Source organism: Cupriavidus sp., from assembly GCF_057315035.1.
The window spans coordinates 1-11,175 of record NZ_DBHKYV010000026.1; the positions used below are offsets into that span (position 1 = coordinate 1).

Here is an 11,175-nt window from a genome sequence, read left to right on the forward strand (position 1 = left end):
AAGCGTCGGCTGATCGTGAGCCGCACGAAGTCATTGACACGGTTGCTCTCCCGCGCTGCGGGAGAGGGGAGCAAACCGTAGGTAGTTCAATGGCTGTCGGTGCTCTCCCCTCTCCCGCATGGCGGGAGAGGGGCGGGGGTGAGGGCTGGCAGCTCAAGTTGCCGATATCGCGTCTTGATGCGCTGGCCCTCACCCCCAACCCCTCTCCCGCGCGCGGGAGAGGGGAGCTTGGTCACGATCAATCAAGCGTAATGTTGGCGTCCTTCGCTACGCGCTTCCAGATTTCGATTTCCTGAAGATTCACTGCTGCCTGGGCTTCCCCGCCGAGGTAGTCAGGCGTGATGCCCCAATCGGTCATCTTCGCCTTCACCGATGCATCTTCCAACGCGTCCTTCAATGCAGCGGAAAGCTTGTCGGTGATCGGCTTTGGCGTACGGGGCGGCGCGTACATCGCCCACCCGGTCCATTGGTCGAAGTCGACGCCTTGCTCCTTGTAGGTCTTCACGTTGGGGAAGTTGGACGTGCGCCGCGTGCACATCGCCAGCGGCTTGATCTTGCCGGTTTTGACCGCCGCGGTACCGGAGCCGATGTCGAGCCACGCCACCTTGACCACGTCGCCCATCATCGCCGTCATCACGGCTGCCCCGCCCTTGAACGGGATGTGGTCCAGTTTGATGCCGGTCTTTTGCGATAGCACTTCCGCGCAGAAATGGCCGGTAGACCCCTGCCCCCAGGTGCCGAACTGGAGCGGCTTCGGGCTGCGTTTGGCAAGCTCCACGAACTCAGTGAGATTGTTGGCGGGCAGGTCGTTGGTCGCGACGAGGATAATCGGTGACGTGCCCACGCGCGCGATGGTTGCAAGTTTCGTGGGGTCGTATGGCAGTTGCTGGTACACGGCCGGCGCCAATGTCGTGGTGGTCATCGTACCCAGCGCGATGGTATAGCCGTCTGGCTTCGCGTGGGCCAGTTGGCCAATCGCGATGGTGCCTGCGGCGCCCGCGATGTTCTCCACCACGAACGATTGCTTGAGCCGTTTGCTCAGTTGCTCGCCCAGCAGGCGTCCAAATGCATCCGCGCCGCCACCGGCGGCCGACGGGACGATCAACTTGATTGGACGATTGGGGTAGTTGGTGCCGGGGTCGGCGCCTGCACCTGCGGCGAACAGCATGCCAAGCGCCAACACTCCGCACCCGTATTGCAGACCACGTTTCATGGGACTGTCTCCGTTTATGTTTTTATGTGTTTATTCCTGCGTCGAAAATTCCGCGCCACCCTTCGGACGGATATAGCGGGGAATCGGCAAGCCCGCCTTCCGTGCGGCGGCCAGGATGCCCTCCTCGATCGCACCGGCATCCCGCACGCCCTGGAACTCACCCTCTTCCGAGAAGATGATATTGGCGCCGTAGACGACCATGAAACCTTCGGCGGCCTCCTTCGCATCGGCGGGGACGGAGAAGGTGTGGACCGAGCCGCCCGGTTCGTACAGGTAGCTGCCAGCGGTCTGGGGGTCGTTCGGATACTCGACGTAGTTCCACTCTCCCTTGGTGGTGAAGAAGTGGACCGTACCGGTGTGGAAATGCGGCGGGAGTCGCGTACCGGGTTCGAATTTTCCGTAGAGCACCCAGACACCATTCTCGCGGTCGAGGAACAGCGGCACGATCGTGGAGCCGGCTTCGGAGCCGGGAAACTCCACGGACTCGTTGATGTTGACCGACAGCAAGCGGTCCTGGTGCGTGACAACCTTCGGCAATGCCATTGCAAATCTCCAAGAAATTTTCTGTGGGGTCAATCGAGCTTGATGTTGGCGTCGTGGGCCACGCGCTTCCAGACTTCAATGTCACGCGCGTTGATGGTGGCCTGCTCGCTACCGGTCAGGAAATCGGGCGTGATGCCGAGGTCGGCCATCTTGCTGGTCACTGCGGGATCCTTCAGCGTGTCCCGCAGCGCGGCGGTCAGCTTGTCGACAATGGGCTTGGGCAGTCCCGCCGGCGCAAACATTGCCCATCCGGTCCATTGGTCGAAGTCCACGCCCTGCTCCTTGTAGGTCGCAACGTTCGGGAAGTTGGCGGTCCGGCGCGTGCACATCGCCAGCGGCTTGATCTTGCCGGTCTTGACGGCGGAAGTACCGCTGCCGATATCGAGGAAGCCGACCTTCACTACGCCGCCAAGCATTGCCGTCACCACGGGCGAGGTTCCCTTGAACGGAATGTGATCAAGCTTGATACCGGTTTTCTGCGCCAATACCTCGGCGCAGAAATGCCCCGTGGAACCGAGCCCCCAGGTGCCGAACTGCAAAGGCACGGGACTCTTCTTTGCGACTTCGATCAGTTCCTTCAGATTGTTCGCGGGGAAGTCCTTGGTCGCGACCAGGATGATTGGCGACGTGCCGACCCGCGCGATCGTGGTCAGGTCCTTGGCGGGGTCGTACGGCAGGTTGCGATAGACGGCGGGCGCCAGCGTGGTGCTGGTCATGGTGCCCAGGCCGATGGTGTAGCCATCGGGCGTGGCGCGTGCAAGCTGGCCGATCGCGATGGTTCCCGCCGCGCCTGCGTTGTTCTCCACCACCAGCGGCTGCTTCAGTCGCCGGCCAAGCTGATCCCCCAATACCCGGGCGAACACGTCGCCACCGCCGCCGGGCGCCGTCGGCACGATCAGGCGAATCGGCTTATTGGGATACGCGTCCTCGGCGTGTGCATACGAACCGGGAGCCATCGCCAGCGTGGCGAGGATCGTGAGGGCGGCGAATTTCTTCATCTTTGTCTCCTGCTTTTTTGTTTGGCTGCAACGTTCATCCTTGCCACTTTCCATGGAAAAGGAGAAACGTTTCCACATATTGTGTGTCGCGAGCCGTGCTGCGCAAATGGTGGTTAACCCGTGACCGAGTGCGACCTATGCGTCTTGCGTCAGCACGATTTTTCCGAAGTGGGTGTTCTTGCGCATCATCTCGCAAGCTTCAGCCGCTTGCGCCAATGGCAAACGCACATCGATGGGCAGACGCAGCCCACCGTTGCGAAGCGCGGGCCAGAAATCGTGCTGCACCCGCTGCGCAATCTCGCCGAAGTCTTCGAGCGTCCGGGTCCGAAAGGTCATGCCGAGATACTGGATGCGCCGCATCGAATGCAGGTCGAAGTCGAATTCCCCGGTTTCTCCGGCCATGCGGCCGATATTCACGATACGGCCGCCGATGCGCACTGCGCGCATGCTGTCGTTGATAAAAGGGCCTGCCAGGAAGTCGACCAGCAGATCGACACCGCGCTCTTCGGTGCAGCCCAGCACTTTCCTGGACCACTCCGGATCGTTGCTATCGAGCATCACGTCGGCCCCGAACTCCGCAAGCCGCTCACGGCGGTCTGCCTTGGTGGAGGTGCCGATGACAAGACTGGCGCCGAAATGTTTTGCCACCTGGAGCGCCATAAGGCCAACCCCGGACGAGGCGCCCAGCACCATGACGGTCTGCCCCGCTTCCAGGCCGGCCACGTGCCGCATGGCCGTATGCGTGGTCCGCAATGCCACGGTAAGGCAGGCCGCCGTTTCATAGTCCATGTCCGCCGACGGGAACGGAAAAACCCGGCGCCAGTCCGCCACCGCATACTCGGCGAATGCACCGAGACCCGAGCACATCACCTTGTCGCCCACCTTGTAGGCGGTGACGTCACTGCCTACCTCGACCACATCGCCCGACCACTCCAGGCCCAACGGCGTTCCTGCCCCACCCGCGGTGCCGTGCGCCTTGCCATCGACCAACGCGAGGTCGGCGCGATTCAGCGAACTCGCACGAACCTTCACAAGAATTTCGGTGGCTTTGGGGCGCGGGATGTCGGCATCGACGAAGACCAGGCCGGATTCACCGCGGATTGCAGCTTTCATTACGAGTCTCTCCATGAATAGTTGTTCTACAGGCGATGCGGGACCCGCATCACTGTCTTGACCGAATCATTGTAGAAACGTTTTCACAAAAAACGCAAGCTTGTCGAGGGCAAAAAAAAGCCGCCTCGACAGAAGCGGCTTCACGGTCCTGGCGAAGGGGTCACGCCGTGGCTTTTTTCCGTTGCACGGCCGGGCCACACGACTCCCGCAGCACGAGCTGCGTGGTGATGACGATCGACTCCGGCTCGACCTCGGCGTCTCGCTCCAGGCGCTTGAGCATCAATTGCGCAAGCGCAGTACCCACCACGGAGAGATCCCAGGTGAGCGAAGTAATCGACGGACTGAAGAGTTGCGAAAGATCCGTATCGCCAATGCTGATGACACTGACGTCGGTTGGCACCACTCGGCCGGTATGGCGGAGCCCCTGCAGCACCCCCGACAGGATCCTGGTGCCCAGACACAGAAACGCGGTCGGGGCATCCGGCCCGGACATCAGCGACAGCGCCTCGCTGAATGCGAATTCCATTGCCGACTTCTCTGAACGTATCAGCTTGGGTACCGGTTTGAGCCCATGGTTGGCATAGGCAGCCTCGAACCCGGCGATACGCTCCCGCCCTGGACGCAGCGTAATGCCGGGCGTCAGCAGCGCAATGCGCGTATGGCCGAGGTTCAGCAGGTACTGGGTTGCCTGCATGGCACCCGCGAAGTGATCGACCTGCACGCCCGTACCGGAGGGCCCAAAATCGCGATCCAAAGCGACCACCGGCATATGCTCGGCAATCTGTTCGAGCAGCTTGGGATTTTCCGATTCGCAGGGCCCCAGGATCAATCCATCGACGCGCCGGCGGCGAAAGAGATCGACCAGATTCTTTTCCCGCTTGCCATCGTTATGCGTGCTCGCGATAAGCAGCGCGTAGCCGGCGGCTTGCAGCGCCTCCTCCACCGCCGTAATGATCTGCGCGTAGAGCGGATTGGCCAGATCGGAAACCAGCAACCCTACGGCACCGGACGAGCGCGTGCGCATGCTCTGCGCGATCGCATCCGGTTCATACCCCAGACGGCGGGCCGCCTTGGTGACGGCCGCGATGGCGGCCTCGCTGACGCGCCCTGCCCGATTCAACGCACGCGATGCCGTGCCAATGGAAACGCCCGCCTCCTTGGCGACCTCTCGAATGGTGATGCGCGACGTCATGTCTGGCACCCTCCATGCAACTCCATGCGCAACATCGACTTTCCCCCTTTTCCGGCACAGCCACGGTGATGGCCAAGCCAGCCTGTTCTTGACGCCCCAGCGCTGTTCGATGGGGCGTCGCGCATTCTAGCGCAGCAGGAGAAGCCTATCCGCTACCAGGCGTTGCGTGCCCCGGCCTACTTGGGCGCGCCGATATGGCGGATGTGCTCGCCCTTGCCATCCCATGCCAGGCCAGCCCGCCGCACTTCGGCAAAATACTCCGCCTTTCCGCCGGCCATTTCCGAGATCTCGAACATGCCACTCGGCAGTTCCGGGTTGACGAAGTACGCGAACCGGCCGCGCGACCCCATGCGCCCGCCATGACCTTCGACATAGCCAGCTTCCAGCAAGTGGGCAACGATCTCGTCGAAACGGCCCTCGGTCCAGTAGGCGATGTGCTGGGCGCCCTCCCCGCTGCGCTTCAGCGAATCCAGATACAGCGAAGGCGCGTCGTCGCGCTGCTGGATCAGTTCGATCTGCAGGTCGCCAGAGTTTGCCAGCGCAATGGATAGCTTGGGCGGCGTCGCCACCTTGCCGTAGTAACGGAATTCGGTCGTGCCGACGTCCTCCTTATAGAACCACGGCCCTACTCCCAGCTTCTTCGACCAGTGGTCCATGGCCCGCTCGATGTCCGTCACGACATAGCCAAGCTGTCGCACACCCCCAAACAGAAAACTCATTGCTGCCTCCTTGTAGTCAAAAGCACTCTGCCTTGTTTGCAGAAACGTTTTCACACTATAGCAGCGACATGCGCTAACACATGGTGGTGTTAACCATTATTGTCCCTGCGAAGCCCGCAGTACAACAATGCTCTTCACGAGTGGAAACGTTTCTTCATAAACCCGCGAATCGTGGCGAGTAGCGACTAAAAATGCATATTGGAGACAATCGAATGACCCAGTTTCTGGAAAAAGTGGTGTTGGTGACCGGCGGCGCAAGCGGAATCGGCGCGGCAACGGCGCGCCTGCTCGCCCAGCGTGGTGCGACGGTCTTTATCGGCGACCTGGCCGGCGGCAACGGCGAGCAGATCGCGGCCGAGATCGGCGGCACGTTCCTGACGCTGAACGTCACCAGTGAGCACGACTGGACCCATGCCGTGCAGACCATCCTTGACCGGCAGGGACGCCTGGACGTGCTGGTGAATGCGGCTGGCATCGTTGGCGACGTGGTCAATGGGACGATTGCCAACACCACGCTCGCCGAATTCCGCCGGGTGCTGTCGGTGAATCTGGACGGCACGTTCCTCGGCTGCAAGGAAGCGCTGGCAGCCATGCAGAAGCACGGCACCGGCGCCATCATCAACCTTGCCTCGGTCGGGGCGTACTACCCCACCACCCAAAGCGTGGCCTATGGCGCCAGCAAGGGCGCGGTGACCCAGCTCACCAAGACCGTGGCGCTGGCAGGTAGTGAAAACGGCGCGAAGATCCGCTGCAATTCCGTCCACCCCGGCAAGACGGCCACGCCGATGCTGGAAACGATCTTCGACCAGTACCGGCAACGACTGGCCGCCGGCGGCACCGATCCGCGCCCAGCAGGCCGGCGCATTCCGCTAGGCGACGAAGGCCAGCCGCAAGACGTGGCGCATCTGATCGCCTTCCTGGCCTCGGACGAGGCCGGCTACATCACTGGCGGCGAGTTCACGGTTGATGGCGGCTGGCGCCTGCTGCGCTGAATACCCTGCAAGAAATCCCCGGATTCGGCGGCGCGCGACAGGCGCTGCCGAGCACTACTCCCACAAATCTCGACGATGGAGAACCACAATGTCTGAAGCACTGAACGCCGCACGTGTGAAAACCGTGCGCGACCACATGGCCCTGGAATGCACCCATGAATGGGATGCCGTGATCGATACCTTCCAGCACCCGCGTTACGAAATGCATGCCACCGGCGCGGTGTTCGACGGCGAGGAAGAGGTACGCGGCTACTTCGACGCGTCCCGCGAGAGCTTCCCGGACCTGGCCAATGAAATCATCGCCATTGCCGCCGCGGACGATACCGTGCTGGTCGAGTTCTGGCTCTCGGGCACGCACCTGGGCAACCTGAAGGCGAATGGCAAGATCTTCCCGCCGACCGGCCGCAAGTTCCGCGTTCGCATGGCCGCAACGTTCGAGTTCGCCAAGGACTCGGACAAGATCATTTGCGAACGTCCGTACTCGGCCACGGATGCCAAGCTGCGCGCGCTGGGACTTCTCTGAACAATCTAGTGGGAGCCTGCGAGGCTCCCCAGGTTGCAACCCGCCGCGCTCACCCCCGCAATCGAGAACTGAAACGGTTTTCCAACAGTCGCCCTGGCGAGCGAAACTCGCCAGCCTCGGTTTCCATGTACTCGCGCAAGTGCGCTTCGCTCGCGGGCAGCAGCGCGGCGTAGAGCATTGCCGTGCTGGCGCGCGCCTCGCGCCCCGGCCAATCGGCGGGAAGCAGTTCATCTGGCAAGCCGGGATCGCGCAGCAGCACCCGACGGTACTCGTGGATCAGCAAGATTCGGACGAAGAACGCATCGGCGGGCGATAGCGATGCCGCGTCATCGACCCACGGAGCAAAGCGCTTGACGTAGGCCTGCCATGCCTGCGCGACTTCCTTTAGCCGGTAGGTCTGGTGAATCAATAGCTCCAGAGGCCGCCGCGAGAATGCCGTGACCGATTCGGCCTGCATCACGGCCGCATGCTCGCTTGCACCGGCAGCCACGATGATTTCCGCCAGCGAGGCTGGATCGGCATTGGGATGCGCGAACACTCCCGGCGCGACCGGCCCAAAGCCCTCCCACAGCAACTCCCTGCGCAAATGCTGCCGCATCGACGCCTTGGTGTCATTGCGCAGCATGACCAGGGTCCACTTGCCGTCCCACGCCGGCGATACACCGGCATAAATGCGCTTGCCGGCATGCTGCACACGCAGCAAGCCGGCCTCAGACAAGCCATAAAAGCTCTTGCGTCCGATCTTCGTTGCCTCGAGCCAGTCATCGGCGGCAAGTCGGAAGATCGCGGTGCGCACCAGCCGGTTGCTCAGCCCGAACGGCGCCGAAAGGTCGATCAGGCTGCCCAGCCACGGTGCCTGCGGCCGCGGGGCGATCACATCGCCATACATCGTCACCAGTAGCGAACCGGCGCCCAGCTTGAGCCCCTTGGCAAGCCTGGCCACCGGTGCCGATACCGGCTCTGGCTTCACACCGTCACCCATGTACGCCCTCCTGAAGTGATACACACGAACCGATTGAATGAGTCAAATCGTATCACTATGATTTGGCTCAATGTCAGCTTCAGCAGATCCACTAAAGGACTGCCCCAGTCAACGGAGACATGCATGTACGCGCAATTGGTCGACACCGGTGTTACGCAGGTCCGGTCCTCCGAGAACATGAGTGCAGAGGAACGCGCCTTCCAGCAACGCGTCGATGACGGCATTCGTATCGAATCGAAGGACTGGATGCCAGAGGCCTATCGCCGCACGCTGATCCGCCAGATCTCGCAACACGCCCACTCGGAAATCGTTGGCCAACTGCCGGAAGGCAACTGGGTCACACGCGCACCCACGCTGGAACGCAAGGCGGTGCTGCTGGCCAAGATCCAGGACGAAGCGGGCCATGGCCTGTATCTATACAGCGCGGCGGAAACGCTTGGCGTGTCGCGCGACCAGATGCTGGCGGACCTGCACAGTGGCAAGGCCAAGTATTCGAGCATCTTCAATTATCCGACCCTGAACTGGGCCGACATCGGCGCCATTGGCTGGCTCGTGGATGGCTCGGCCATCATCAACCAGGTGCCGCTGTGTCGCTGTTCCTATGGTCCGTATGCGCGGGCGATGGTGCGCGTCTGCAAGGAAGAGTCGTTTCACCAGCGCCAGGGCTACGACATCCTGCTCAAGCTTTGCAATGGCACGACCGAGCAGAAACAGATGGCCCAGGACGCACTCAACCGCTGGTGGTGGCCCGCACTGATGATGTTTGGCCCGCCTGATGCGGATTCGCTGCACAGCGCGCAATCGGCGCAATGGCGCATCAAGCTGTTTTCCAACGATGCGCTGCGCCAGAAGATGGTGGACCAGACCGTGCCACAAGCCGAGTTCCTGGGCCTCACCATCCCCGATGCCGACCTCAGGTGGAATGCCGAAAGCGGTCACTACGACTTTGGCGCCATCGACTGGGACGAGTTCTACAACGTGATCCAGGGCAACGGTCCCTGCAACCGCGAACGCCTGGGCACCCGTGTCCAGGCATGGCAAGACGGCGCCTGGTTCCGCGACGCATTGGTGGCCCACGCCGACAAGCAGTCCACGCGGCACGCGTCGGAACGCCAGGTGGCGTGACCTGCGCCACCCCACCGTTTCACCTTACTCCCCACACGATTCAGCAAGGCAGGAGGCACCATGAAGGAATGGCCCCTTTGGGAAATCTTTATCCGTAGCCAGCACGGGCTGGCGCACAAGCATGTTGGCAGCCTGCATGCGGCCGACGCCGCGATGGCCATCAACAACGCCCGCGACGTGTACACCCGCCGCAACGAGGGCGTGAGCATCTGGGCCTTGCCGGCGCAGCACATCGCGTCCAGCAGCCCCACCGACAAGGGGCCGCTGTTCGAACCGGCCAACAGCAAGGTCTATCGCCACCCGACGTTCTTCCCGATGCCGGAAGCGGTCAAGCATATCTGAGGCACGCCATGGCAGTCAGCAATCAGGCAACATTCGACTACCTGCTCAGCCTGGGCGACTCGGCGCTGGTGCTGGGGCAACGTCTTTCGGAGTGGTGTGGCAAGGGTCCGGCTCTGGAAGAAGATATCGCGCTGACCAACGTGGCGCTGGACCTGATCGGCCAGGCGCGCATGTGGCTGTCCTATGCCGGTGAGGTGGAAGGCCATGGTCGCACCGAAGACCAGTTGGCTTATCTGCGCGATGCGCATCAGTTCCGCAATCCGCTGCTGGTGGAGCAACCGAACGGTAGCTACGCCGATACGTTGGCCCGCCAGTTTCTGTTCGACACGTGGCACTACTACCTGCTCGATGCGCTGCAGAGCTCCAGCGACGCCCGCATCGCGGCCATCGCCAGCAAGTCGCTCAAGGAAGTGGCCTATCACGCCCGGCGCAGCGCGGATCTGGTGGTGCGGCTCGGAGACGGCACCGCTGAAAGCCATCGCCGCATGCAGGATGCCATCGACCGGCTCTGGATGTACACGGGCGAGCTATTCGACAGCCACAGCGTGGATGCCGGGCTGGTAGCGGCTGAAGTGGCATGCGACCCCGCGTTGCTACTCGCGCCATGGCGTCAGCAGGTAGTCGAGGTGCTGGAAGAAGCCACGCTGGCGTTGCCCGCCGATGGCTGGATGCAGCGCGGCGGCCATGGCGGTTATAGCGGCCGTCATTCCGAACATCTTGGCTTCCTGCTGGCCGAGATGCAGTTTCTGCAGCGCGCCTATCCCGGCGCCACGTGGTGAGCATCATGCAGGCACAGACCGACACCATCTGGTCGTGGCTCGACCGCATTCCCGACCCCGAAATCCCGGTGATTTCGGTGATCGATCTCGGCATCGTGCGCGGCGTGCACTGGGAGACCGACACCTGCGTGGTGACGATCACGCCAACGTATTCGGGCTGCCCCGCCGTCACGCTGATCCGCGAACAGATCGGCCACGCACTTGGCGAACAAGGCATCGCCAACGTCGACGTACGGTTGCAACTGGCACCGGCATGGACCACTGACTGGATGACCGCGCGCGGCAAGCAGCAGTTGGCCGGCTATGGCATCGCGCCACCCGCGCAGAACGTGATCGACATCAGCGGCATCTCGCGCCGTCGCACGGCAGCCAAGGTGGCGTGCCCGCATTGCGGCTCGGCCCACACCCACGTTGTGAGCCAGTTCGGTTCCACCGCGTGCAAGGCGCTCTACCGCTGTGACGATTGCCGCGAACCTTTCGACTACTTCAAGGCGCATTGACGCCATCGACTGGAAGAGACAGACATGAGTCAGTTCCATGCCCTGCGCGTCAGCGACGTCACCAACGAAACGCGCGACGCCATTGCCGTGACCTTCGCCGTACCACCGGAGCTGGCGGATACGTACCGCTACCAGCCCGGCCAGCATCTGACGC

The 11,175-nt window shown here is 62.5% G+C and carries 13 protein-coding genes and 1 pseudogene; 7 read left to right on the forward strand and 7 right to left on the reverse strand.

Annotation, left to right across the window (positions count from 1 at the left end; translation table 11 throughout):
* Positions 1-238: 238 nt before the first annotated feature.
* The 6 genes from ACO550_RS25610 to ACO550_RS25635 form a co-directional block, all read right to left on the reverse strand.
* Positions 239-1,213 carry a tripartite tricarboxylate transporter substrate-binding protein gene (locus ACO550_RS25610; protein ID WP_315597197.1) on the reverse strand — a complete coding sequence of 325 codons (975 nt, stop codon included), beginning with the start codon at positions 1,211-1,213 and terminating at the stop codon, positions 239-241.
* A 30-nt stretch (positions 1,214-1,243) separates the two neighbouring features.
* A complete protein-coding gene (locus ACO550_RS25615) occupies positions 1,244-1,756 on the reverse strand; it encodes a cupin domain-containing protein (protein ID WP_315597196.1) in 513 nt (170 codons plus the stop codon).
* 29 nt (positions 1,757-1,785) lie between these two features.
* Positions 1,786-2,754 carry a tripartite tricarboxylate transporter substrate-binding protein gene (locus tag ACO550_RS25620; RefSeq protein WP_315597195.1) on the reverse strand — a complete coding sequence of 323 codons (969 nt, stop codon included), beginning with the start codon at positions 2,752-2,754 and terminating at the stop codon, positions 1,786-1,788.
* A 135-nt stretch (positions 2,755-2,889) separates the two neighbouring features.
* Positions 2,890-3,867 carry a zinc-binding dehydrogenase gene (locus ACO550_RS25625; RefSeq protein WP_315597194.1) on the reverse strand — a complete coding sequence of 326 codons (978 nt, stop codon included), beginning with the start codon at positions 3,865-3,867 and terminating at the stop codon, positions 2,890-2,892.
* Positions 3,868-4,027: 160 nt separating this feature from the next.
* A complete protein-coding gene (locus tag ACO550_RS25630) occupies positions 4,028-5,059 on the reverse strand; it encodes a substrate-binding domain-containing protein (RefSeq protein WP_315597193.1) in 1,032 nt (343 codons plus the stop codon).
* A gap of 176 nt (positions 5,060-5,235) precedes the next feature.
* Entirely contained in the window at positions 5,236-5,778 is a 543-nt protein-coding gene (locus ACO550_RS25635) for a VOC family protein (RefSeq protein WP_315597192.1), read from the reverse strand.
* A 212-nt stretch (positions 5,779-5,990) separates the two neighbouring features.
* Between ACO550_RS25635 and ACO550_RS25640 the strand changes: the two genes are divergently transcribed.
* Together ACO550_RS25640 and ACO550_RS25645 are read left to right on the forward strand one after the other, a co-directional pair.
* Positions 5,991-6,770: an SDR family NAD(P)-dependent oxidoreductase gene (locus ACO550_RS25640; RefSeq protein ID WP_315597191.1), complete on the forward strand. Its 780-nt coding sequence runs from the start codon at positions 5,991-5,993 to the stop codon at positions 6,768-6,770.
* An 88-nt stretch (positions 6,771-6,858) separates the two neighbouring features.
* A complete protein-coding gene (locus tag ACO550_RS25645; protein ID WP_315597190.1) occupies positions 6,859-7,293 on the forward strand; it encodes a nuclear transport factor 2 family protein in 435 nt (144 codons plus the stop codon).
* Positions 7,294-7,342: 49 nt separating this feature from the next.
* Here ACO550_RS25645 and paaX read toward each other — a convergent pair whose 3' ends face one another.
* Complete coding sequence (paaX, locus tag ACO550_RS25650) at positions 7,343-8,275, reverse strand: phenylacetic acid degradation operon negative regulatory protein PaaX (RefSeq protein ID WP_315597189.1); 933 nt, start codon at positions 8,273-8,275, stop codon at positions 7,343-7,345.
* 123 nt (positions 8,276-8,398) lie between these two features.
* On the opposite strand from paaX, the gene paaA reads away from it, so the two are divergent.
* The 5 genes and pseudogenes from paaA to ACO550_RS25675 all read left to right on the forward strand — a co-directional run.
* A complete protein-coding gene (gene paaA, locus ACO550_RS25655) occupies positions 8,399-9,400 on the forward strand; it encodes a 1,2-phenylacetyl-CoA epoxidase subunit PaaA (RefSeq protein WP_315597188.1) in 1,002 nt (333 codons plus the stop codon).
* 60 nt (positions 9,401-9,460) lie between these two features.
* Entirely contained in the window at positions 9,461-9,742 is a 282-nt protein-coding gene (paaB, locus tag ACO550_RS25660) for a 1,2-phenylacetyl-CoA epoxidase subunit PaaB (protein ID WP_315597187.1), read from the forward strand.
* Positions 9,743-9,750: 8 nt separating this feature from the next.
* Entirely contained in the window at positions 9,751-10,521 is a 771-nt protein-coding gene (paaC, locus tag ACO550_RS25665; protein ID WP_315597186.1) for a 1,2-phenylacetyl-CoA epoxidase subunit PaaC, read from the forward strand.
* Positions 10,522-10,526: 5 nt separating this feature from the next.
* Positions 10,527-11,021 (forward strand): 1,2-phenylacetyl-CoA epoxidase subunit PaaD, encoded by a 495-nt coding sequence (gene paaD / locus ACO550_RS25670; RefSeq protein ID WP_315597185.1) that lies wholly within the window; start codon positions 10,527-10,529, stop codon positions 11,019-11,021.
* 24 nt (positions 11,022-11,045) lie between these two features.
* A pseudogene (locus ACO550_RS25675) lies at positions 11,046-11,175 on the forward strand (phenylacetic acid degradation protein); the annotation flags it as partial.

Excerpts from the sequence above, each read along its gene's own strand:
- ACO550_RS25610 (WP_315597197.1), bottom strand. The coding sequence starts at position 1,213 with ATGAAACGTGGTCTGCAATACGGGTGCGGAGTGTTGGCGCTTGGCATG.
- ACO550_RS25615 (WP_315597196.1), bottom strand. The coding sequence starts at position 1,756 with ATGGCATTGCCGAAGGTTGTCACGCACCAGGACCGCTTGCTGTCGGTC.
- ACO550_RS25620 (WP_315597195.1), bottom strand. The coding sequence starts at position 2,754 with ATGAAGAAATTCGCCGCCCTCACGATCCTCGCCACGCTGGCGATGGCT.
- ACO550_RS25625 (WP_315597194.1), bottom strand. The coding sequence starts at position 3,867 with ATGAAAGCTGCAATCCGCGGTGAATCCGGCCTGGTCTTCGTCGATGCC.
- ACO550_RS25630 (WP_315597193.1), bottom strand. The coding sequence starts at position 5,059 with ATGACGTCGCGCATCACCATTCGAGAGGTCGCCAAGGAGGCGGGCGTT.
- ACO550_RS25635 (WP_315597192.1), bottom strand. The coding sequence starts at position 5,778 with ATGAGTTTTCTGTTTGGGGGTGTGCGACAGCTTGGCTATGTCGTGACG.
- ACO550_RS25640 (WP_315597191.1), top strand. The coding sequence starts at position 5,991 with ATGACCCAGTTTCTGGAAAAAGTGGTGTTGGTGACCGGCGGCGCAAGC.
- ACO550_RS25645 (WP_315597190.1), top strand. The coding sequence starts at position 6,859 with ATGTCTGAAGCACTGAACGCCGCACGTGTGAAAACCGTGCGCGACCAC.
- paaX (WP_315597189.1), bottom strand. The coding sequence starts at position 8,275 with ATGGGTGACGGTGTGAAGCCAGAGCCGGTATCGGCACCGGTGGCCAGG.
- paaA (WP_315597188.1), top strand. The coding sequence starts at position 8,399 with ATGTACGCGCAATTGGTCGACACCGGTGTTACGCAGGTCCGGTCCTCC.
- paaB (WP_315597187.1), top strand. The coding sequence starts at position 9,461 with ATGAAGGAATGGCCCCTTTGGGAAATCTTTATCCGTAGCCAGCACGGG.
- paaC (WP_315597186.1), top strand. The coding sequence starts at position 9,751 with ATGGCAGTCAGCAATCAGGCAACATTCGACTACCTGCTCAGCCTGGGC.
- paaD (WP_315597185.1), top strand. The coding sequence starts at position 10,527 with ATGCAGGCACAGACCGACACCATCTGGTCGTGGCTCGACCGCATTCCC.